This window comes from Cellulomonas sp. RIT-PI-Y, assembly GCF_025642745.1.
Lineage (GTDB): Bacteria > Actinomycetota > Actinomycetes > Actinomycetales > Cellulomonadaceae > Cellulomonas.
This window is the reverse complement of the sequence record NZ_JANZKP010000007.1, coordinates 74,279-96,333: the sequence shown is the minus strand read 5'-3', so window position 1 is coordinate 96,333 and position 22,055 is coordinate 74,279. Positions and strand designations below refer to the sequence as shown.

The following is a 22,055-nucleotide window of genomic DNA, read 5'->3' as shown; positions in this document are numbered from 1 at the left end:
GCGTGCGGGGCATGGACGTGAGCGGGACGGTGTTCTGGGTCAACGGCGATCTGGTGCCGGCGGAGCGGGCGACCGCGTCGGCGCGGGACCACGGGCTGGTGGTCGGTGACGGGGTGTTCGAGGCCGTCAAGGTGGTGCAGGGCGAGACCTTCGCGCTGCACCGGCACCTGGAGCGGATGACCCGGTCGGCGGCGGGGATGGGACTGTCCGGCTTCGACCCGGCGGCGGTCCGCGCGGCGGCGCACGCGGTGATCGAGGCGAACCGTGGTCTCCTGACCAGCGCCTACGACCTGCTCCGGATCACGTTCACCGCGGGGCCGGGCGTGCTGGGCTCCGGGCGTCTGGACCCGGGCGCGAGCACACCGACGCTGATCCTCGGTCTCACGCCGGGGCACGACCCCGACCCGGAGGTGGGGGTGATCACGGTGCCGTACCGCCGGAACGAGGTGGGCGCGCTGACCGGTCTGAAGACCACGTCCTACGGGGAGAATGTGCTCGCCCTGTCGCAGGCGCACGCAGCCGGTGCGAGCGAGGCCGTGTTCGCGAACACCCGGGGCGAGCTGTGCGAGGGCACCGGAACCAACGTGTTCGTGGTCCGGGACGGCGAGCTGCTGACCCCGCCGTTGTCCTCCGGTTGCCTGGCCGGGATCACCCGGGCGCTGGTGCTGGAGTGGATCGGCGCGCGGGAGGTCGATCTGCCCTACGACGCGCTGGTGGACTCGGACGAGGTGTTCCTGACGTCGTCCGCGCGGGACGTGCAGCCAGTGGTCGCGGTGGACGGCCGTCCGGTGGGCGGGGGAGGCCCGGGCCCGGTGACCCGGGCGGCGCAGGCGGCGTTCGCCGAGGGTCAGGCGCGGTCGCTGGAGCCGTGATCTGGGCTGTTCTCCGGCTGAGCGGCGACAGTGGGTGACCTGTCGCTTAGGGTGGACGGGACGGCGCGGGCCTGGTCCTGTATCGCCGTCCGAATGCCGGGCGGGAGCAGGGTCCGCCGGTGTGTCAGGCACTCGGCACGAAGGCGAGCCAGAACGTGGGACGACACGAGAACGCCCTCCGGGTCGGGGACTACCTGGTGGAGCGGGGGCTGGTCGACCGTCAGGTCCTGGACTCGGCCGCCGAGGTGGCGCGCAGCTCCGGAACCCAGATCGGCGGCGTCCTGGTCGCGATCGGTGCGGTGGACTCGCAGTCGCTGACCCGGGCGCTGGCCGACCTGTGGGGAATGCCCTTCGTCGACCCCTCTCGGACCACCGGGGTCCTGACCAGTGCGGAGCTGGCGGCCGCGGACGTCGACACCGTGCTGCAGCAGGGCTGGCTGCCGATGGAGCGCCGAGCGGACGGGTCGCGGGTGGTGGCGGTGATCGACGAGCCCGGCGAGGCGGAGCGCGACACCATCGCGGCCGCGCTGGGCGAGGAGCCGTACCTGGTGCTCGCGGACCGATGGGAGTTCCAGCAGGCCGTGCTCGACCGCTACGGCCCGCAGCTGCGGGACAAGGCGAGCCTGGGGCTGTGGGGCCGGTCGCCGGCCCAGTCGGCACGGACCGTGCTGGTGCGCTGGCAGCAGGTGGCGCTGGTGATCGCGCTGGTGCTGGTCGCGCTGGCGTTCTGGGCCAGCCCGCGGCTCGTGGTGGTGACCCTGTCGGTGCTGGTCGGACTGGCCTTCCTGATCGGCACCGGATTCAAGTTCTGGGCCTCGATCCGGGGTGCCCGGATGGAACGGGTGGCGCGCACCGACCCGGGTCGGCTGGCGGCGCTGCGCGACGACGAGCTGCCGCGGTACACCGTGCTGGTGCCGGTGTACAAGGAGGCGAACATCGTCGCCAACCTGATCGAGAACCTCGGCGCGATCGACTACCCGGCGCACAAGCTGGAGGTGCTGATCCTGGTCGAGGAGGACGACACCGAGACCCGGGCCGCCGCCGAGGCGGCGCATCCGCCGAGCCACTTCCGGTTCATCACCGTGCCGGCCGGTGCGCCGCAGACCAAGCCCAAGGCGTGCAACGTCGGCCTGGAGTTCGCCACCGGTGAGCTGCTGGTGATCTACGACGCGGAGGACAAGCCGGAGCCGGACCAGCTGAAGAAGGCCGTCCTGGCCTTCCGCGAGGCCGGCGAGGACCTGGTCTGCGTGCAGGCCGCGCTGAACTACTTCAACGCGGAGGAGAACCCGCTCACCAGGATGTTCACGCTGGAGTACTCGTTCTGGTTCGACTACATGCTGCCCGGCCTGGAGTACAACCGGCTGGCGATCCCGCTCGGCGGCACGTCCAACCACTTCCGGATCTCCGGTCTGCGCCGGCTCGGCGGCTGGGACCCGTTCAACGTCACCGAGGACGCGGACCTGGGCATCCGGGCGTCGGCCGAGGGGCTGCGGGTCGGGGTGATCGACTCCACCACCTACGAGGAGGCGAACACCTCGTACCCGAACTTCATCCGGCAGCGGTCGCGCTGGATCAAGGGCTACATGCAGACGACCCTGGTGCACCTGCGGCAGCCGTTCCGGCTGGTCCGGGTGGCGGGGCTGCGCCAGACCCTGTCCTTCCTGTTCCTGGTGGGCGGCACCCCCGCGACGTTCCTGGCGGTGCCGGTCCTGTACGCGGTGTTCCTGGCCTCGCTGCTGCTGGAGCCGGACCAGCTCGACTTCCTGTTCCCGGGGTGGGTGCTCTGGCTGTCGCTGTTCAACCTGGGTGTCGGCTCCGCCCTGATGATCTACGTGTCGATGATGGGCGCCTTCAAACGGCGCCGGTACAGCCTGGTCCTGTGGGGGCTGGTCAATCCGTTCTACTGGCTGTTGCACTCGGTCGCCGCGTACAAGGCGCTGTGGCAGTTGATCACCAAGCCGCACTACTGGGAGAAGACCGCCCATGGCCTCACCGGCGTCACCGCCCATCCCGCGCCCCAGCCCGCGCTTCGGATCCAAGGGGCTGGCGCCTGACACCTGGCCGATCCAGCCGTCGCAGCGCTGGCTGCTCCGGCTGACTCTGGCGTTCCCGTTCGCCCTGGTGGCGTTGCTGACCCAGGGCAGCGGATTCGTGCCGACCGCGAACCGGGCGTTGTCCGCGCGCGGTGACCTGATCCAGTGGGGCGACACGAGCCTGGGCTGGATGGCGGAGATCTTCCCGCCGTTGTCCGCCGCGCTGTCCTCGATCGTCGGCGGCAGCGATCTGGCGCTGAACCTGGTCGCGGCGGTGGTGCTGGGGTTCGTGCTGCAACGGCTGGCCGGGGTGCTGGCCCGCCGTGGCGTCGGGTTGTGGGGGACTGCCGCGGTGCTCGGCACCCTGGTGCTGACCCCGCCGCTGTACTACCTCGCGGCGTCGGACCTGCAGTCGTTGCTGGGCCTGGCCCTGGTGGTCGTGGCGCTGGACGGGATCGCGTCCTTCGTGGAGGAGCAGAACACCGAGGCGGGCTTCCGGGCCGGGATCTCCCTCGGGGTGGCCGTGATGGTCGACCCCGGGGCGTGGTTCTACGCGATCGTGCTCGGCGCCCTCGCGCCGTTCTTCGCCAGCCGGGCCGGACAGCGCGGCCGGGCGTCGAACCGCGCGACCATCACGGTGCTGATCTTCCCGGCGGTGGGGGCGATCGCGTTCTGGCTCTACGCGTCCTGGTGGTTCTCCTCCGACCCGTGGGGCGGCCTGGAGTCGACGGCGTCCCAGGGATGGTTCCCGATCGGGGCCGACGCGGCCGCGGCCTTGATCGCGCAGGGGATGCTCGCGGTGCCGCTGTTCCTGGTGGCCTTCGGCTTCCGTCTGGTCCGGGACCGCTGGTCGCTGATCGCGCCGATCATCGCGATCGCCGGTCTGTACCTGTCCCTGTGGGCCGGGCTGCGCCAGGCCGGCGGGCAGACCTATGTGCTGCTCACCGCGCTGTACGTGCTGCTGCTGGTGGCCCGGCGCCCGAGCCGGACCCGTCGCCGGATCATCCTCGCGTCGGCGCTGCTGCAGATCGCGCTCGGCTGGGGAATCCTGCTGCTGATCGCCGACTCCCCGATCTACGACTGGCTGCGGGTGGTCACGGGGCTGTGAAGTGGTCCCGCGGACCGGGGGAGGGTAGAACCGTGCCATGAGCACCAACCCCCGCGACCTCACCTCCGACCCGGCCGCCGAGCACCTGGCCGACCACCGCCTGTCCGAGGCGGAGCTGCGCACCCGGGACGCCCGCAGCGGCGGCGACCCGCAGCGCGGTCCGCGTTCGCTCCAGGACGCCGAGCTGCTGCCGGACGACGAGGAGATCGCCGCCACCGACGACTGGGACGAGCCCGAGCGGCTCTGAGCAGGCGAAAGCCCCCGGGACACCTGGTCCCGGGGGCTTCTGCGTGCGAGCCGTCAGCCGTGCGAGGCGGCCGAGGCGGCTTCCTTCTCGGTGTCGGCGCCCTCGGTGCTGAGCGCGCCGCCCGCGGACTCCAGGTGGGCCCGGACGAACCAGTGGAACAGCTCCAGCTCGTGCAGGTGCCCGACCAGCAGGTCGTTGGTGACGGTGTCCAGCTCCTCGGTGTCGGCGGCCGCCTGGCGGTGGTCGCCGATCACGCCGACGTAGACCTCGTTCAGCGCGCCGAGGTGCTCGATCGCACCCGCACGGCCGATCGAGTAATCGTCCCAGCTCCGCGCCTTGACCAGCGCGCCGGGGGTCCCGACCGGGGCGACGCCCAGGGTGGCGATCCGCTCGGCGATGGCGTCGACCATCTCCCGGACCTGGTCCACCTGGGGGTCGATCATCTCGTGCACCGCGATGAAGTGCGGACCGGTGACGTTCCAGTGGATGTGCTTGAGGGTCAGCTGCAGATCGTTGAGGGCGTTCAGCCGCTGCTGCAGGATGGCGGCGACCTTCGCGCCGTCCTCGACGGTGAGGGACGGAACGGTGTACTTCGGAAGTTCGGCACGGGCCATGGTCATCCTCCTGAGGATCTGGAACTGTTCAAGTCCCACCGTGCCGCTCCCGCGCACACCCCGCAACCGCAGGTCAGTTGAATCCGATGACGCCGCGGGCCGCCCGGTAGGCGAGCAGGGAGAGCCGTCGGCCGACCGCACCCGGCAGGGTCGCGGTCATCCCGATCGTGCTGAACCGGACCTGCCGGTAGAGCGCCGGGTCCTCGGCCCGCAGGGTCGACCACAGCCGGTCGCGGTGCGCCAGCGCCTCGGGGGTCCCGGCGCTGAGCGCGATGATCGAGGAGACCACGCAGATCGCCCGGAAGTAGTGCACCAGGTGCCGGCGCAGGTGCGGGTCGGCGTGGGCGACGTCCGCGCGGGTCAGGTGGTCCTGGAGCAGCCCGTTCACCCGCAGCTGCTGGTCGAGCCGGCGGACCATCACCGACTCCTGCACCGACTGGCCGGGCCGCCCGATGTAGTAGCGATACAGGTCGACGTCCAGGTAGTAGGCGCTACGCACCCGGGCCAGCGGGACGCAGGCGTAGAGGCTGTCCACGTAGAAGGTGTGCTCGGGCAGCCGCAGCCCGACCTCGCGCAGCAGGGCGGTGCGGTAGATCAGCGCGTGCATCATCAGGTACTGCCGGGACCGCATCCGCCCGGTCTGCCGCCAGGTGAAGACCCGGTCGCGAGGGAGCACGTTGCCGTAGCGGATCACGTGCTTGCGTCGCTTGCCGGTCTTCTCGTACACGAAGTTCGCCACCAGCAGGTCGACGTCTCCGATGGTGGCCAGCCGGTCGAGCGTGGTGGCGAAGGCGTCGCGGTCCAGCCAATCGTCGGCGTCCACCACCTTCAGGTAGCGGCCGGTGGCGTGCCGCAGCCCGGTGTTGATCGCGGCGCCGTGGCCCCCGTTGGGCTGGCGGATCAGCCGGACCAGACCCCGGTCGACGTAGCGCCGGGCGAGTGCGGCGGTGCCGTCGGTCGATCCGTCGTCGACCACCAGGATCTCCACCACGGCGCCGTGGCCGAGCAGGGAGTCGAGCGCCCGGCCCAGGTAGTCGGCGGCGTTGTAGGCCGGGACCACCACCGTGAGGACCGGGTCACCGGTGACGGCTGTGGCGGTGGCGGTGAGGGCGCCGCCCAGCACGGGCGTGCTCATACGTCGACCGGCTCCTGTGAGTCGTCGGCCCGGGTTCCGGGCTGCTGGCGGACAGGGACTGTGTGGAGGGGGATGAGGCCTCGAACGATAGCGCGCGGCCGACCGTCGCGGTCGGGACGTCCGGGCATGCACCAGCCCGGCCGGTCGACGTCGGGTCGACCGGCCGGGGTGAGCGGGATCAGTCCTGGGCGGCCGCGACCTGGTGGGTGCGGACCCGTCGGGTCACACCCCAGACAGCGGCCAGCAGGCCGAGTCCGAGCACCGAGCTGATGGCGATCTGCCAGTAGCGCCAGGCCGGCGGGGTGTAGCTGAGCTCCGCACCGGTGGCCACGCCGTTCATGGCGTTGGAGTTGGCGACGGCGAACAGGATGTCGTGGGTCGACGTCCGGATGTTCTGCACCGCTTCGGCCGAGCTGATGTCGGCCAGGGACTTCATCGGCTGGAAGGTCAGCATCAGGTCGGTGCCGGCCATGATCGCCTGGTCCGGGTCCATGAAGTCGTACAGGTTGAAGTCGGTGATCGCGATGCCGTCGAAGCCCCACTCCTCGCGGAGCACGTCGGTCATCAGGGCGTGCGAGCCACCGGCCCAGGTGGCGCCGATCCGGTTGAAGGAGCTCATCACCGCGGTGGCGCCGATCTCCCGGGTGGCGACGGTGCCCTGGTCGTCGGCGAGGTACGACATCTCGGCGGAGGCCTGCTTGACCGGGATCTCGAAGGCCTTGAGGTAGATCTCCCGGATGGTCTGCTCGTTGGCCCAGGTCGCGATGCCGTTGTTGACCCGGTTGGTCTCCTGGTCGTTCATCGCGAAGTGCTTGAGGTAGGAGTACACGCCCTTCGACGCCGCCCCGTTCACCACCCCGGTGGCCAGCGTGCCGGACAGCAGCGGGTCCTCGGAGTAGTACTCGAAGTTCCGGCCCGCGAACGGCGAGCGGTGCAGGTTCACCGCGGGGGCGTACCAGCCGTTGGCGCCCAGGGTCAGGCCCTCGTTGCCGATCGACACGCCCATCTTCTCGGCCAGGTCGACGTTCCAGGTCTGGCCGAGCAGCACCTCGGACGGGTAGCTGACCCCGGAGATCGCGTCGTTGATGAAGGAGCTGAACCCGGCCGGACCGTCGTAGTCGCCGGTGACCTCCTTGACGATCGAGTCGATCGCCCCGGTGTTGTACGCGCCGTTCAGGATGACCGAGGTCATCTCCGGGACGGTCAGCTGGTCCAGCAGCGACTGCCACTGCTCGTCGTCGTAGTCGAGACCGCGCACGTCGATCAGGGTCAGGTCGCCCTCGGCACCGGTGGTCGGCATCTCGGCGTCGGACGCCTCGGCCGCAGCTGCCGCGTCGTACCCGCCGAAGGCGGCGACGGTCTCCTCGGAGGCCACCAGGTCGGCGTCGGTCGGTGCGGTCGGGAACGTCCCGGCGAAGTCGGCCCGGCTCATGGTGTGCGGCGCGCCCTCCTCGCCGGTGAACGCGGCGGTGACGTCGTCGAACCGGTTGGTGACCGCGGCCTGGTCCGAGGCCCGGTGGTCGTCGCCGTCGTAGACGATCGTCTTGTCCACGGTGTAGGTCAGCGCGTCGGCGACCACGGTGTGCGAGTCGGAGCGCACCGTGAGCCGGTAGTCGCCGGCGTCCAGCACGTAGGCCTGCGCGCCGGCCTCGTCGTAGGACGCCATGTCCTCGACCGCGAGGTCCAGGGTCAGGGTCTGGGACTCGCCGGGGGCCAGCAGGTCGGTCTTGTCGAAGGCCCCCAGCACGACGGACGACTTCTCGATGCCGCCGGGCGTGTACGGGGCGGAGTAGTACAGCTGCACCACGTCCTTGCCCGCGACGTCGCCGGTGTTGGTCACCCGGACCTGGGTGCTCAGCGTGCCCTCGGACTCGGTGGAGCCCAGCATCTCCCAGCGGAAGTCGGTGTAGCTCAGGCCGTAGCCGAACGGGTAGACGACGGCCTGGTCGTAGTCGAGGAAGCCCTCCTCGGCCGCGGTCTCGTAGTACCGGTAGCCGACGTAGATGCCCTCCTCGTACTGCACGAAGTAGGCACCGCCGTCCACGCCCTTGGCCGCGTCGGTCGGCAGGCCGGAGATGTTGGAGTACTGGTAGGAGCCGACGTTCTGGAAGGTCGGGTCCTGGGCGAAGTCCGCGGCGTACAGGTCCACGGTCCGCCCGGAGGGGTTCACCGCACCGGTCAGCACCTGACCGAGCGCGGCGAATCCGCTCTGGCCGGGGGAGCCGACCTGCAGCACGGCGTCGACGCCCGCGTCCTCCTGGACGGTGCCGAGCTCCATGCTGGTGGAGGCGTTGATCACGACCACGACGGTGTCGAAGTGCGCCTCGGCGAGCGCGAGGGTGTCCTTCTCGTCCTGGTTCAGCTCCAGCTGGTGCTGACCGGGGACGTAGTTCGCGTCCCAGCCCTCCATGCTGGTGGCCAGGTCGCCGCCCTCGCCACCGGCACGGCCCAGCACGACCACCGCGGCGTCGCCGTAGTCGCTGAACGAGGCGACGGCCTCGTCGGAGTAGTCGGCGGCCGGCATCTCGCCGATGTCGTAGACCGAGTCGGCGGGCAGGTCCATCACGATGTTCGTCCGCGGGGTGGCCGCGGCGAAGTCGCTCAGCTCGGAGTAGACGGTGTCGTTCACCGCGATGCCGGACTCCTCCAGGCCCCGGCGCACGTCCACCGCGGAGCTGGTGTCGGTGGAGCCGGAGCCGGATCCGCCGTAGATCGGGTCGGCGGCGGCACGGCCGAGCAGGGTCACCTCGAGGTCGCCGTCGCCCAGGGGGAGCGCGTCGCCCTCGTTCTTCAGCAGGACGATGCCCTCGGCGGCGATCTCCCGGACCAGCGCGTCGGCCGCGTCCTCGGCCTCGTCGGCCGTGGCGTAGTCGGCGGTCGAGTACGCGGTGTCCCAGTCCTCGGTGCCGTCGGCATTGGTGATCGTGTAGGTGCCGGTGCCCAGCTGGGAGCTGACCCAGTTGGAGAAGACGCCGAGCGCGATGTTGGCGCCGACCACCAGGACCAGGACGACGCTGAGCACGGGCACCCAGATCGCCAGGAACTTCTTGTTGCTCATCGGCTTCTTTGCCGCCGCTTCCGTCACAGCTCTCCTTCGAGTGGGCGCGCACGGCGGTCGTCACCGGGCGTCGTCGGTCTGCGCGCCGTCAGGACAGGGGTGCGTGACGGCTCGGGCACAGCACACCCGAGGCCGCGAACCGGGGCCGGGCCCGGCGCACGATCTGTCGGTTCCGGTGCACGATCTGTCGGCCCGGCAGCACTGGCTACACTCGCCCGGACTCCCTGGTCCCCGGTTCGAAAGGCCCTGCTCGCATGGATCTGCTCGTCGTCGGCGCCGGGCTGTTCGGGCTCACGGTGGCGGAGCGTGCCGCGCAGGCCGGGCTGCGGGTGCAGGTGATCGACCGGCGGGACCACCTGGGCGGCAACGCGTACACCGAGGTCGAGCCGAGCACCGGCATCGAGGTGCACCGCTACGGCTCGCACATCTTCCACACCTCGAACGAGCGGGTCTGGGAGTACGTCAGCCGGTTCACCGCCTTCACCGACTACCGGCACCGGGTGTACTCCACCCACCGCGGCACGGTGTTCCCGCTGCCGATCAACCTCGGCACCCTGAACCAGTTCTTCGGCACCGCGCTCGGCCCCGACGCCGCCAGGGCACTGGTGGCCGAGCAGGCGGCGGAGGTCGACGGCGCGCGTGCGGCGAACCTGGAGGAGAAGGCGATCTCGCTGATCGGGCGCCCGCTGTACGAGGCGTTCATCAAGGGCTACACCGCCAAGCAGTGGCAGACCGACCCGCGGGAGCTGCCCGCCTCGGTGATCACCCGGCTGCCGGTCCGCTACGCGTACGACAACCGGTACTTCTCCGACACCTACGAGGGACTGCCGGCCCACGGCTACCCGGCCTGGTTCGAGGCGATGGCCTCGCACCCGCGGATCGACGTGACGCTCGGCGTGGACTTCTTCGACCCCGCGCAGCCGCTGAGCAAGGCCGCCGCCCGCGGTCAGCTGCCGATCGTCTACACCGGGCCGCTGGACCGGTACTTCGACCACAGCGCGGGGGTGCTCGGCTGGCGCGGACTGCGGCTGGAGACCGAGGTGGTCGACACCCGGGACTTCCAGGGCACCAGCGTGATGAACTACGCCGACCCGGACGTGCCGTGGACCCGGATCCACGAGTTCCGGCACTTCCACCCCGAGCGCGAGGACCGGCACAGCCAGGAGCGCACGGTGATCATGCGGGAGTACTCGCACACCGCCGGGGCGGACGACGAGCCGTACTACCCGGTGGGCACCGCACAGGACCGGGAGCGGCTGACGGCGTACCGCGCGCTCACCGCGGACGAGCCGGAGGTGCACTTCGGCGGGCGGCTGGGCAGCTACCTCTACCTGGACATGCACATGGCGATCGCGTCCGCGCTGGGCCTGTGGGACCGGATGAGCGCTCAGCGCTGACGTCCGTCGGGCGCCGGGAGCAGCACCCGGAGCGCGAACCAGTGGTCCGCGGCGTGCACGGTCATCGAGCCGCCGTACTTCTCCGCCGTGTACCGGATGCTCTTGAGCCCGTAGCCGTGGCTGTCCCGGTCCGCGTGCCGGGTGACGATCCGGCCGTCCTCGGTGCTGAGCTCCCCGGTGAAGTAGTTCTCCACCGTGAAGACGGTCAGCCCGTTCCGGCTGTGCAGCGCCAGCTTGACCAGCCGCTTCTCCGGGTCCGGCACCGCCTGGGCGCCCTCGATCGCGTTGTCCAGCGCGTTGCCGACCACGGTGCAGATGTCCATCACGGACAGGAAGTCCAGCGCCTGGCCGTCGGCGACGCAGGTCAGGTCGATGTCCCGTTCCGCCGCCGCCATCGACTTGGTGGTCAGGAGCACGTCCAGCACGCCGTTGCCGGTCCGGGCCTGCTGCTCGTAGGTCTGGACGCTGGCCTCCAGCTCGTCCAGGTACTCGGCCTTGCGCCCGGGGTCCGACTCGGACCGGATCACGCCGATCTGGTGCTTGAGGTCGTGGTATTTGCGGTTGATCCGGTCCATGCTGCGCTTGGAGACCAGGTACTGCTCGTGCTGGGTGCGCAGGATGTCGTCGATCGCCCGCAGCTCCGCCGCTGCCCGCTGCTGCAGGTGCTGGCCCTGCTGGGCGTACAGCGCGACGAACCCGCACAGGTCCACCAGCGTGCGGATGTAGAAGATCTCCAGCCCCAGCCGGCCGCTGAACGGGCTGTTGGCGGTGAGGAAGCTCAGGTTGCTGACCAGGAACGTCACTCCGGCGATCGCGGCGGCGGACGCCAGGTCGCGCCGGGTGATGTCCAGCTGCGTGTCCGGGCGGAAGTGCCGGGACTCGATCAGCCACGCCACGGTGAACGCCCCGACGTAGACCAGACCGAACACCAGGCCGCGCAGCACCAGGGGGTGCTCCCCGTCGGCGAAGAAGTAGCAGTGCAGCTGCCAGTGCAGGGCCGCCACCAGCTCGGCCAGCACCAGGGCCCGGGCGCAGAAGTACCCGGCCTCGCGCACGGTGATCCGGGCCGCGGACCAGATCGTCACGAACATGACGCCGACCGCGAGCGCCATCCCGAACGACCACAGCGTCAGCGGGAAGGTCCCGGCCAGCATCTGCACGCCGACCTGGGCGCCCAGAGCCAGGGCCAGCACCGGCACCAGCCGGCGCCACCGCAGTCGCTTGCGCTGGAGCAGCACGTAGATCAGGCAGGCGGCCCACTCCGCGATCCCGGTCAGCTCGCGCGGGATGTCCGGCAGCAGCTGGGTGATCACAGCGGCCGCCCGCCCAGGTAGTCGGTCAACGCGGTCAGGAACGCCTTCTTGCGCGGACGGCTGATCACCAGGTCGTGTCCGCCGACCAGCTGGCAGCTGCTCTGCCGGACGCCCTGGACGTGTCGCAGGTTCACCAGATAGCAGGAGTTCGACCGGAAGAACCCCTGGTCGGCCAGCTGCGCCTCCATCGTCTTCAGCGCCCCGGTCAGGCCGTACGTGCCGTGGGTGGTGTGCACCACGATCCGGTGCTTGACGCTCTCGGCGAAGACCACGTCCGCGACGTCGACCCGGGCCACTCCGCCGTCGACCGGCAGCAGCAGGTACTGCGAGCTGCGCCGCCGGATCCGCTCCAGCGAGCGGGCGATCTCCTGGGAGAACGGGAAGTACGCGACCGGCTTGAGCAGATAGGACAGCGCGTCCACCTCGTAGCCGCGGATCGCGTACTGCGCCATGTTGGTGATGAACACGATCACCACGTCCCGGTCCACCGCCCGGATCCGCTCAGCGGTGGCGAAGCCGTCCAGCTCGGCCATCTGCACGTCCAGCAGCAGGATGTCGAAGTCGGGGCGGTAGTGCCGGACCACCTGCGCGCCGTCGTGGAAGACGGTCACCTGGAACTCGTCGGCGTGCTCGTCCTGGTAGCGCCGGAGGTAGCCCACCAGGAGCTGGGCACTGGCCGGGTCGTCCTCGACGATGCCGATCCGGATCACGGGGCTGGAACCTCCGACACGAGTCGCGCCCGGTTCGGCCCTGCCACGGCTGGCGGTCCACCCCTGGTGACCGGACGCCCCGCGATGGTAGATGACATGTCATCCGTGGTCGAACGGGTCCCCCCGGTCGTTCAGCCGGGCGATCACCTCGGCGGGGGTGAGCTGGGTCAGCCCCGGCTCGATCTCCGGCCACCAGCGCGGGGCGGCGGCGGCCAGGCGTTCCCGGCCCCGCAGCGAGTACGGCGTGATGGTGGTCTTGGCCGGGTGGTTCTGCGACCAGTCCAGCAGCACCTTCCCGCCGCGCAGGTCCTTCTTCTGGCTGGCGACCACCTGGCCGGGATGCGCGGCGGCCAGCTCGTGGGCCAGGTCACGGGCGTACTGGCGGATGCTCAGCACGTCCCGCTTGCCGTCCAGGGCCGCGTACAGCTGAAGGCCCTTGGACCCGGAGGTGACCGGCACGGTGTCGGACAGGCCGTCCTCGGCCAGCCGGTCGGCGACCAGGTGGGCCACCCGGGCGCACTCGTCCAGCCCGGCCGGGGCGCCGGGATCGAGGTCGATCACCAGCCGGTCCGGGTTCCGCAGCCCGCCACGCGGACCGACCCGCCACTGCGGGGTGTGCAGCTCGAGCGCCCCGGCGTTGGTCGCCCAGACCAGCCCGGCCACGTCGTCCAGGAACGGCAGGTCCAACTCCTTGCCCTCGTCGTCCGATCCCGGGGCGGCGTGCAGGGTCTGCCGGCGCAGCCAGGACGGCGCACCGCGCGGGGTGTTCTTCTCGAAGAACTGCTGTCCGGTCACGCCGTGCGGGAACCGGATCCGGGTCACCGGTCGGTCCCGCAGCTGGGCCAGCAGCGGTTCCGCCACCCGGACCACGTAGTCGACCGCCTCGGCCTTGGTGAAGCCGCCGGGGTACAGCACCTTGTCCAGGTGGGTCAGCCTGACTTCCCGCCCGCCGACCGCGACCACCTGCGGCTGTTCGGTCATCGCTGCTCCCAGGGGTCGACGGTGGTGTCCTCGCGTCGTCCGCGGATCACCGGCTGGCGGAGCCGACCGGTCGGGGTGCGAGCCAGGTACCGCACGTCGACCAGCAGCTCGGGCTCCACCCAGACGGCACCGCGAGCATCCTCCGGCGGCACGGCCTCGGCCAGCGGGGAGTCCGGCCGGGTCAGGGGGGCCAGCAGTGCGGACAGCCCCATCGCGTCGGTCAGGCCGGATCCGGCGCGACCGAGGTACCGCAGTCCGCCGTCCGGTCCGGGCGCGGCCAGCAGCAGCGACCCCAGTCGGCCCGACCCGGTGCTCTCCGGTCGCCAACCGCAGACCAGGGCGGTGCGGGTGGCCCGGTGCACCGCTTTCACCCAGTCCGCCGAGCGGTGCCCGGCCTGGTAGGTCGATCCGCCGCGCTTGGCGACCACGCCCTCGAGCCCCTGCTCCCGGGTGGCGTCCCAGAGCAGCGTGCCGTCGTCGTACACCGGCGACAGGGTGACCGGCACCGGGAGGTCCAGTCGTTCCAACGTGGCGCGGCGCTCGTCCAGCGGGCTGCGGGTCAGGTCCACCCCGTACAGGCTCAGCACGTCGAAGACCACGTAGCTGATCGGCACCCGGGTGCTCAGCCACGACGCGCGGTCCCGGTCCCGGACGTGCATCCGCTCCGCCAGGGCGGCGAACGACGGCACACCGTCCCGCATCGCGACCACCTCACCGTCCAGCACCGCCCCGGGCAACGCGTCCAGCGCGTCCAGCTCGGGGTAGGCCGGTCCCGCGTCCCGGCCGTTGCGGCCCAGCAGGCGCAGGCGTCCCGCGGTGGTGTCCGCGAGGATCCGCACGCCGTCCCACTTCACCTCGTACCGCCAGTCCGGGCCCACCGGTGGCCGGGCGGTCGTCGTTGCGGTGGCGAGCATGGGCTGCACGGGTCCATCCTGCCGACACCGCCGTGATCCGTCGCGGTGGACGACCACGCACCGGAGGGAGACGACGATGCGCGCGATCTGGAAGGGTGCGGTGGCCTTCGGTCTGGTCAACGTCCCCGTGAAGCTGTACGCCGCCACCGGCGAGCACGAGGTGCCGCTGCACCAGGTGCACCGCACCGACGGCGGTCGGATCCGCTACCGCCGGGTGTGCTCGATCGAGGACGAGACGGTCGAGATGTCCGAGATCGCCAAGGGTTACGAGACCGACGACGGCCGGCTGGTGGTGCTCACCGACGAGGACCTGGCCCAGCTGCCGCTGGCCACCGAGCGGGAGATCGAGGTGCTGGAGTTCGTCCCGGCCGACCAGGTCGACCCGATCCTGCTGGCCAAGACCTACTACCTGGAGCCCGACCGTACCGCCGCCAAGCCCTACGCCCTGCTGCGGGAGGCGCTGGCCGCGACCGACCGGATGGCGGTGGTGAAGGTCGCCCTGCGTCAGCGCGAGTCGATGGCGGTGCTCCGGGTCCGGGAGGACGTGATCTGCCTGCAGACCCTGCTCTGGCCGGACGAGGTCCGGGCCGCGGACTTCCCGATCCTGGACGGGGACGTGCAGGTGCGGCCGCAGGAGCTCGCCATGGCGTCCTCGCTGGTGGAGCAGCTGGCCGGCGACTTCGACCCGAGCGGGTTCGAGGACCGGTACGTCACGGCGCTGGAGTCCGTGATCGAGGCCAAGCTGAGCTCCGGGACCGTGCAGGAGAAGCCCAGCGAGGAGGAGGTCGGCGAGGGCGGTCGCACCGGGGAGGTCGTCGACCTGCTGGCCGCCCTGCAGCGCAGTGTGGAGAAGGCACGGTCGGCACGCGGGGAGGAGGAGCCGGCGCCCGGGCGGAGCACCCGCCGCCGCACGACGACGGACGACAATCCCGCGGCGTCGACCGGGAAGTCCGGGACCACATCAAAGTCCCGCACCACGACGAAGACCGGGACCGCCGCGAAGTCGGGAACCGCAGCGAAGACCGGCACGAAGTCCAGGGCAACGAAGACCGCGACCACGACCGCCGCGACGACCAAGGCCGGATCCGCCGCGAAGAAGCCCGCCGCGCGCAAGCCCGCCGCCAAGCGCGCGTCCTGACCCGTGACCGGATCATCGCGCACCGATCCCGGCCTGCCCGCCACCGTCGCCGCAGCCCTGCGCCGCGCAGCCTTCCTCCTGGAACGCGGTGGAGCGACCTCGTACCGCTCGGAGGCGTTCCGTGCCGCCGTGGCCGCGCTCGAGCCCCTGCCCGCGGACGAGCTCGCCCGGCGTCTGCACGCGGGCACGCTCACCGACCTGCCCGGGGTCGGGGCCCGCACCGCCGAGGTCGCCACCGCCGCAGCGTCGGGAGGACCCCAGCCGTACCTGGACGGCCTGGCGGACACCTACCCGGACCCCGAGCTGTCCCCGGCGGCCGCCGCCCTGCGCGCCGCACTCACCGGGGACCTGCACGCGCACTCCGAGGCGTCCGACGGTGCCACCCCGATCCAGGAGATGGTCCTGGCCGCGATGGAGCTGGGCCACACCTATCTGGCGATCACCGACCACTCACCCCGGCTCACCATCGCCTCCGGACTGTCCCCGGCACGATTGCGCGCTCAGCTGAACCAGATCGAGGCCCTCAACACCGCGATCGCGCCGTTCCGGGTGCTGACCGGGATCGAGGTCGACATCCTCGACGACGGCTCGCTGGACCAGGAGCCCGCACTGCTGGACCGGTTGGACGTCGTCGTCGCCTCGGTGCACTCCAAGCTCCGGATGGACTCCCCGGCCATGACCCGGCGGATGCGCGCCGCCGTCGCGAACCCCCGGGTCGACGTGCTCGGGCACTGCACGGGACGCCAGCTCACCGGCTCGCGCAAGCGTCCTGCCAGCGCTTTCGATGCCGATGCGGTGTTCGCGGACTGTGCGGAACACGGCGTCGCGGTGGAGATCAACTGCCGCCCGGACCGGCTCGACCCGCCGCACGAGCTGCTGGCCCTGGCGGTCGACGCGGGCTGCCTGTTCACCATCGACACCGACGCGCACGCCCCCGGACAACTGGCATGGCAGGGCGTCGGCTGCGAGCGGGCGGCCGGGCACGGGATCGGTCCGGACCGGGTGCTGGACACCTGGCCGGTGGACGCGCTGACCGCCCATCTGACCGACCGGAGCTAGACACGCCGATCCGCGTCATTGCACGGCAGGGGGCTGCTCCCGTTATGGTCTTGGCCGTCGGTCCGCCGGAATCCTGCCTCGCAGGCCACGACGGACACCGATCACCTCGTCCGATCCACAAGGAGCACATCCGTGAGCGTGAACCGCACTGAGCTCGTCCAGGCCATCGCCGGCAAGGCCGGTCTGACCAACACCGCCGCCGACGCGGCCCTCAAGGCCTTCCAGGAGGTCCTGGTCGAGCAGCTCTCCGCGGGTGAGTCGGTGACCATCCCGGGTCTGTTCGCGGTCTCCCGCGCCGAGCGTGCCGCCCGTACCGGCATCAACCCGCAGACCGGCGAGCCGCTGGACATCCCGGCCGGCTTCCGGGTGAAGATCACCGCCGGCTCCGCCCTGAAGCGCGCCGTCGCCAAGTGATCCAGCGCCCGGAATCCCGGGCGTGATCGCACGGTTCACGAGCCGGGGACCCCACGGGGTCCCCGGCTCGTGGCCTATGCTGACTGGTCGTTCCAGTGGCAGGAGAGAGGAACCCGATGGCTGTCGTGCAGCGCAACACCCGTCAGCGGACGGAGATCCTGTCCCTGCTCGACGACCTGGACGAGTTCCGCTCCGCCCAGCAGCTGCACGACCTGCTCCGTGCGGGGGGCTCCAGCACCGGTCTGGCCACCGTCTACCGCGCCGTGCAGACCCTGGCCGAACAGGGTGAGGTCGACGTCCTGCGCTCCCCGGAGGGCGAATCGGTCTACCGCCGCTGTGCGCGACGCACCCATCACCACCACCTGATGTGCCGGTACTGCGGCACCGCCGTGGAGATCGACGGCCCGGGTGCCGAGTCCTGGGCGGACCAGGTCGGGGCCACCCACGGCTTCAGCGACGTCGCGCACACCATCGAGCTGGTCGGCACCTGCGCCGACTGCCGCGCCAAGCTCGCGGCCGGGATCGACCCGACCGTCTGAGGCGCCGCTGGCACGCTGGTCGTCAGCACCCGGGCGGCGACGGCAGAATGGCGGGGTGGACACCCTGCACGATCCCGACGCCCGTAGCTTCGCCTCCGACAACTACGCCGGGGCGCACCCGGAGATCCTCGCCGCGCTGGCCGCCGCGAACGGCGGCCACCAGCGGGCCTACGGCGCGGACGTGTACACCGAGCGGCTGCAGGACGTCCTGCGCGGGCACTTCGGTGCCGCGGCGGCAGGCTACCCGGTGTTCAACGGCACCGGCGCGAACGTGCTCGCCCTGCAGACCATGCTGCCGCGCTGGGGCGCGGTGATCTGCGCCGAGACCGCGCACATCAACACCGACGAGAACGCCGCCCCCGAACGGATCGGCGGCCTCAAGCTGCTGACCGTGCCCACGCCGGACGGCAAGCTCACTCCCGACCTGATCGACCGCCAGGCCTACGGGTTCGGCGACCAGCACCGCGCCCAGCCCGGCGTGGTCTCGATCACCCAGACCACCGAGGTCGGCACGCTCTACACCCCGGTGGAGATCGCCGCGATCACCGACCACGCGCACGGCCTGGGCCTACGTGTCCACGTGGACGGTGCCCGGCTGGCCAACGCCGCCGCGGCCCTCGACCTGCCGATGCGCGCCTTCACCACGGACGTCGGTGTGGACACCGTCAGCCTGGGCGGCACCAAGAACGGAGCGCTGTTCGGCGAGATCGTCGTGGTCCTCGACCCCGAGGCCACCCCCGGCATCGACTTCCAGCGCAAGGTCGACATGCAGTTGGCCTCCAAGATGCGGTTCGTCTCCGCGCAGCTGCTGGCCCTGTTCGACGGCGACCTGTGGCTGCGCTCCGCACGGCACGCGAACGCGATGGCCGCCCGGCTGTCCGCGTCGGTGGCCGACATCCCCGGCGTCCGGATCACCCAGCCCACCCAGTCCAACGGTGTGTTCGCCGCGCTGCCCGCGGGGGTCGCGGACCGGCTGCGCGAGCGGGCCGCGTTCTTCTACGACTGGAACCGTGCCACCGGGGAGGTGCGCTGGATGTGCGCCTTCGACACCACCGAGCAGGACGTCGACGCCTTCGCCGCCGCCGTCCGCGCCGCGGTCTGACCCCGCTCCGAGCCCGCTCCGCGCGCTAGCCGGACCTGTCCCGCGCTTGCTCCGCACCCGGTCCGGGCCAGCTCCGTGCCCGAGTGCGGAGAACTTGTCGCCCAAACCGCCCATCAGGCGCCAACTTCTTCGCACTCGGGTTTGAGGACCAGGTGCCTGAAGGGTCCGTGAACGCGGGAAGGGCCGCTGCCCCGGTGGGGTAGCGGCCCTTCCCGCGTGCGATCAGTAGCGGTCGCGGTGGCTGGGCACCCGGTCGCGGCTGCCGCCGGGACGACGGTCGTCGTTGGAACGGCGCGGGCCGCTCTCGTGCCGACGGGCACCGCCCTCGCGGTACTCGCGACGGGGACCGTCACCGCCGCGGGACCCGGCGCCCGCACCGGCCCGGCTCGGACGCGGGCCCTGGTCGGCCTGGATGCGCAGCGGGCGGCCGGCGACCCGGGCACGGCCGATCCGGTCGAATGCCTCCGGGCTGAGCCCACCGGGGATCTCCACCAGCGAGAAGCTGCTGAAGATGTCGATCTTGCCGAGGTCCTGGCCGGTCAGGCCGCCCTCGTTGGTGAGCGCACCGACGATCGCCCCCGGCTGCACACCGTGGTTGCGACCGACGGAGACCCGGTAGCGCGCGCTGTTGCTGGCCGGGCGCGAGGCGTTGCTCCGGCCCTTGGGGCGGTCGGAGTGCTCGCTGCGACCGGTGTCGCGCAGGCTGGCGCGGGACAGTGCGTCGTCCAGGTCGTCGCCCTGCTCGGCGCGGGGGGCCGGGCCCTCGTCACCGACGGCCAGTGCGGCCAGGGTCGCGATCAGCGCGGTCGCGTCCAGGCCGGGGTTCGCGGCCAGGAACTGGTCGGCGGCGGTGCGGTACAGCTCCAGCCGGCCCTTCTCGTGGCGGGCCGGGATGCGCTCCAGCAGCTGGGACACCCGGTGCGCGGAGACGTCCGCGGGGGAGGGGATCTGCACCTGCTCCAGGGTCTGGCGGGTGGTGCGCTCGATCGCGCGCAGCTTGCCGTTCTCGTTCGGGGTGACGAAGGTCAGCGCCTCGCCGGTGCGCCCGGCACGACCGGTGCGGCCGATGCGGTGCACGTAGGCCTCGGGCTCACCCGGCACGTCGAAGTTCACGACCAGGCCGATCCGGTCGATGTCCAGACCGCGGGCAGCCACGTCGGTGGCGACCAGCACCGAGATCGCGCCGGAGCGCACCCGCTCGACGATCTTCTCCCGGTCGCCCTGGGCCACGTCGCCGGAGATGTACGCGGCGGCGATCCCGCGCTCCACCAGCGACACCGCCACGTCCTCGGCGGCGGACCGGGTCCGGACGAACACGATCGCGGCGTCGGCCTCGGTGATCGCCAGCACCCGGGCCAGCGCACCCGCCTTGTGCCGGAAGGGCACGACGGCGTAGGTCTGCCGGACCGAGGCCACGGTGGACGACTGCCGGTCGACCTGGATCGCGACCGGATCGGTGAGGTGATCGTTGGCGACCCGGCGGATCTGCGGCGGCATGGTCGCGGAGAACAGGGCGACCTGGCGCTGCTGGGGCGCGGCGGAGGCGATCCGGTCCACGTCCTCGGCGAAGCCCATTCGGAGCATCTCGTCGGCCTCGTCGAGCACCAGGAAGCGCACGCCGTCCAGGGAGAGGGTGCGGCGGTCCAGGTGGTCGATCACGCGGCCGGGGGTGCCGACCACGACCTGCGCGCCCTGCTTGAGCGCACGGGCCTGCGGCAGGAACGGCGACCCGCCGTAGACCGCGACGACCTCCAGGCCGTCGATGCCCTCGGCGAAGGAGCTCAGCGCGTCGGCGACCTGCTGGGCCAGCTCGCGGGTCGGCGCCAGCACGATGGCCTGCACCTCGCGCAGCTCCGGGTCGACGGCGGCCAGCAGCGGCAGGCCGAAGGCGGCGGTCTTGCCGGTGCCGGTCTGGGCGACGCCGGTGATGTCGCGACCGGACAGCAGGGCCGGGATGGCCTCGGCCTGGATGGCCGTGGGGGTGGTGAAGCCGAGGTCGGTCACCGCGCCCAGCAGGGCGGCGGGCAGACCGAGGTCGGCGAAGGTGACGGGGGCCTCGACGGCGACGTCGGAGTCGGTGGGCAGGGCAGGGTCAATGACAGTCATGCATCACGCCTTCATGGGGGGAGACGTCGTCAGCGCGGCCGGGTTCGGCCGGGCACAGTCGCGTCTTCCCCACACCCACATCGAGGCACATCCGGCCTCAGCACACGTACACGGGATTTGCGACGGACTCCGTCAGGAGCCACCAGTCTACTCCCGTCGGGCCGTCGAGCGAGCGTGACGTCAGCCACCCAGGCCCAGGCGGCGCGCCTCGATGGCCGGGCACCGATCCATCACGACGTCCAGTCCGGCGGCCTCGGCCCGGGTCGCCGCGGCCTCGTCCACCACGCCGAGCTGCAGCCAGACCGCGCGGGCGCCGATCGCGATCGCCTGGTCGACCACGTCGCCCGCCAGGCGCGCGTTGACGAACACGTCGACGACGTCGACCGGCGTGTCGATCTCGGCCAGGGCCCGGACGCCGGGGGAGCCGTGCACCGTCTCGGCCCGCGGGTGCACCGGCACGATCCGCTGCCCGAGGCCCTGCAGCACCGCGGAGACCCCGTACGCGGCGCGCGCCGTGTTCGTGGACAGTCCGACCACGGCCCAGGTGCCGGTGGTGGTCAGCAGCCGCTGGATGATCGCCGGGTCGTTGCGCATCGGACCAGAGAAGCACGCCACGCACCGATCGTGCCCCCCGGAGGTCCCGGAACAGGCTCTGAGCCCGCATAGGATGGGTGCTGGTCACGCCGGAGCAGACAAGGGGAGGTGTCCGTGTCGCAGCCCGAGATCAGCGACCGCGTGTGGACGATCCCCAACGTGATCAGCTTCATCCGGTTGCTGATGGTGCCGGTGTTCGCCGTGTTGATCTTCCGGGGACACGACGGGTGGGCGCTGATCGTCCTGGCCGGCTCCGGTGCCAGCGACTGGCTGGACGGGGTGCTGGCGCGTCGGCTGGGCCAGGTCTCCCGGCTCGGGCAGGTGCTCGACCCGGCCGCCGACCGGCTGTTCATCCTGGTGACGCTGCTCGGCCTGGCCGTGCGCGGCGTGGTGCCGTGGTGGATGGTCGGCGTGCTGTTGGCCCGTGAGCTGATGCTGTTCGTGCTGCTGCTCCTGCTGGCGCGGCGCGGCTACGGCCCGCTGCAGGTGCACCTGGCGGGCAAGGCAGGGACCTTCGCGCTGCTCTACGCCTTCCCGTTGCTGCTGCTGGCGCACTGGGGCGGTGTGGTCGGCGACCTGGCGTCGGTCTTCGGCTGGGCGTTCGCCTGGTGGGGGATCGTCCTCTACTGGTTCGCGGGGCTGCTGTACGTCCGGCAGGCATGGCCGCTGATCATGCGGGACGACGCGCACCCGGCGACCGTCTGATCGTGGCGGCGCAGCG

General features: G+C 71.5%; 20 protein-coding genes. 11 read left to right on the top strand and 9 right to left on the bottom strand.

The features are described from left to right. The 4 genes from OGL89_RS04420 to OGL89_RS04405 form a co-directional block, all read left to right on the top strand. Nucleotides 1–872, top strand: an 872-nt coding sequence (locus OGL89_RS04420; RefSeq protein ID WP_346770674.1) for an aminotransferase class IV, incomplete at its 5' end; no start/stop codon positions are given. 155 nt (nucleotides 873–1,027) lie between these two features. Next, nucleotides 1,028–2,926 (top strand): glycosyltransferase, encoded by a 1,899-nt coding sequence (locus tag OGL89_RS04415; protein WP_263118663.1) that lies wholly within the window; start codon nucleotides 1,028–1,030, stop codon nucleotides 2,924–2,926. After that, a complete protein-coding gene (locus tag OGL89_RS04410; RefSeq protein ID WP_263118662.1) occupies nucleotides 2,856–4,013 on the top strand; it encodes a hypothetical protein in 1,158 nt (385 codons plus the stop codon). Before OGL89_RS04415 ends, OGL89_RS04410 begins: the two co-directional genes overlap by 71 nt. Before the next feature lie 37 nt (nucleotides 4,014–4,050). Continuing rightward, nucleotides 4,051–4,260: a hypothetical protein gene (locus tag OGL89_RS04405; protein WP_263118661.1), complete on the top strand. Its 210-nt coding sequence runs from the start codon at nucleotides 4,051–4,053 to the stop codon at nucleotides 4,258–4,260. Between the two features lie 53 nt (nucleotides 4,261–4,313). On the opposite strand, the gene OGL89_RS04400 is transcribed toward OGL89_RS04405, so the two are convergent. From OGL89_RS04400 to OGL89_RS04390, 3 genes are all read right to left on the bottom strand, one after another. Next, a complete protein-coding gene (locus OGL89_RS04400) occupies nucleotides 4,314–4,874 on the bottom strand; it encodes a DNA starvation/stationary phase protection protein (protein WP_263118668.1) in 561 nt (186 codons plus the stop codon). Between the two features lie 73 nt (nucleotides 4,875–4,947). Next, entirely contained in the window at nucleotides 4,948–6,009 is a 1,062-nt protein-coding gene (locus OGL89_RS04395) for a glycosyltransferase family A protein (RefSeq protein WP_263118660.1), read from the bottom strand. A 178-nt stretch (nucleotides 6,010–6,187) separates the two neighbouring features. Then, on the bottom strand, nucleotides 6,188–9,067 hold the full coding sequence (locus tag OGL89_RS04390; RefSeq protein WP_263118659.1) for a glycoside hydrolase family 3 N-terminal domain-containing protein: 2,880 nt from the start codon (nucleotides 9,065–9,067) through the stop codon (nucleotides 6,188–6,190). Nucleotides 9,068–9,321: 254 nt separating this feature from the next. Between OGL89_RS04390 and glf the strand changes: the two genes are divergently transcribed. After that, nucleotides 9,322–10,464 carry a UDP-galactopyranose mutase gene (glf, locus tag OGL89_RS04385; RefSeq protein ID WP_263118658.1) on the top strand — a complete coding sequence of 381 codons (1,143 nt, stop codon included), beginning with the start codon at nucleotides 9,322–9,324 and terminating at the stop codon, nucleotides 10,462–10,464. On the opposite strand, the gene OGL89_RS17105 is transcribed toward glf, so the two are convergent. The 4 genes from OGL89_RS17105 to OGL89_RS04365 all read right to left on the bottom strand — a co-directional run bounded on the left by OGL89_RS17105 (nucleotide 10,455) and on the right by OGL89_RS04365 (nucleotide 14,382). Next, nucleotides 10,455–11,777, bottom strand: a complete 1,323-nt coding sequence (locus OGL89_RS17105; RefSeq protein WP_263118657.1) for an ATP-binding protein — start codon at nucleotides 11,775–11,777, stop codon at nucleotides 10,455–10,457. The two genes, glf and OGL89_RS17105, sit on opposite strands and share 10 nt — an antisense overlap. Next, nucleotides 11,774–12,487, bottom strand: coding sequence for a LytTR family DNA-binding domain-containing protein (locus OGL89_RS17100; protein WP_263118656.1), 714 nt, complete (start codon nucleotides 12,485–12,487; stop codon nucleotides 11,774–11,776). Before OGL89_RS17100 ends, OGL89_RS17105 begins: the two co-directional genes overlap by 4 nt. 99 nt (nucleotides 12,488–12,586) lie before the next feature. After that, nucleotides 12,587–13,468, bottom strand: a complete 882-nt coding sequence (gene ligD, locus OGL89_RS04370; protein ID WP_263118655.1) for a non-homologous end-joining DNA ligase — start codon at nucleotides 13,466–13,468, stop codon at nucleotides 12,587–12,589. Beyond that, entirely contained in the window at nucleotides 13,465–14,382 is a 918-nt protein-coding gene (locus tag OGL89_RS04365) for a DNA ligase (RefSeq protein WP_276581980.1), read from the bottom strand. The genes ligD and OGL89_RS04365 overlap by 4 nt, the downstream gene beginning before the upstream one ends. Nucleotides 14,383–14,458: 76 nt before the next feature. On the opposite strand from OGL89_RS04365, the gene OGL89_RS04360 reads away from it, so the two are divergent. From OGL89_RS04360 to OGL89_RS04340, 5 genes are all read left to right on the top strand, one after another. Beyond that, nucleotides 14,459–15,520 carry a Ku protein gene (locus tag OGL89_RS04360; protein WP_263118653.1) on the top strand — a complete coding sequence of 354 codons (1,062 nt, stop codon included), beginning with the start codon at nucleotides 14,459–14,461 and terminating at the stop codon, nucleotides 15,518–15,520. A 3-nt stretch (nucleotides 15,521–15,523) separates the two neighbouring features. Continuing rightward, nucleotides 15,524–16,579 (top strand): PHP domain-containing protein, encoded by a 1,056-nt coding sequence (locus OGL89_RS04355; RefSeq protein WP_263118652.1) that lies wholly within the window; start codon nucleotides 15,524–15,526, stop codon nucleotides 16,577–16,579. A gap of 132 nt (nucleotides 16,580–16,711) precedes the next feature. Next, nucleotides 16,712–16,993: an HU family DNA-binding protein gene (locus OGL89_RS04350; protein ID WP_263118651.1), complete on the top strand. Its 282-nt coding sequence runs from the start codon at nucleotides 16,712–16,714 to the stop codon at nucleotides 16,991–16,993. A 116-nt stretch (nucleotides 16,994–17,109) separates the two neighbouring features. Then, a complete protein-coding gene (locus OGL89_RS04345; RefSeq protein WP_263118650.1) occupies nucleotides 17,110–17,532 on the top strand; it encodes a Fur family transcriptional regulator in 423 nt (140 codons plus the stop codon). Nucleotides 17,533–17,587: 55 nt separating this feature from the next. Next, nucleotides 17,588–18,634 carry a beta-eliminating lyase-related protein gene (locus tag OGL89_RS04340; protein WP_263118649.1) on the top strand — a complete coding sequence of 349 codons (1,047 nt, stop codon included), beginning with the start codon at nucleotides 17,588–17,590 and terminating at the stop codon, nucleotides 18,632–18,634. A 222-nt stretch (nucleotides 18,635–18,856) separates the two neighbouring features. On the opposite strand, the gene OGL89_RS04335 is transcribed toward OGL89_RS04340, so the two are convergent. Both OGL89_RS04335 and OGL89_RS04330 read right to left on the bottom strand, forming a co-directional pair. Further along, nucleotides 18,857–20,740: a DEAD/DEAH box helicase gene (locus tag OGL89_RS04335; RefSeq protein ID WP_263118648.1), complete on the bottom strand. Its 1,884-nt coding sequence runs from the start codon at nucleotides 20,738–20,740 to the stop codon at nucleotides 18,857–18,859. A 180-nt stretch (nucleotides 20,741–20,920) separates the two neighbouring features. After that, complete coding sequence (locus OGL89_RS04330; protein ID WP_263118647.1) at nucleotides 20,921–21,334, bottom strand: CoA-binding protein; 414 nt, start codon at nucleotides 21,332–21,334, stop codon at nucleotides 20,921–20,923. Nucleotides 21,335–21,448: 114 nt separating this feature from the next. Here OGL89_RS04330 and OGL89_RS04325 point away from each other — a divergent pair, with 114 nt between their 5' ends. Beyond that, the gene (locus tag OGL89_RS04325; RefSeq protein ID WP_263118646.1) at nucleotides 21,449–22,039 is read left to right on the top strand and encodes a CDP-alcohol phosphatidyltransferase family protein; all 591 of its coding nucleotides are present in this window, start codon (nucleotides 21,449–21,451) and stop codon (nucleotides 22,037–22,039) included. Nucleotides 22,040–22,055 lie beyond the last annotated feature (16 nt).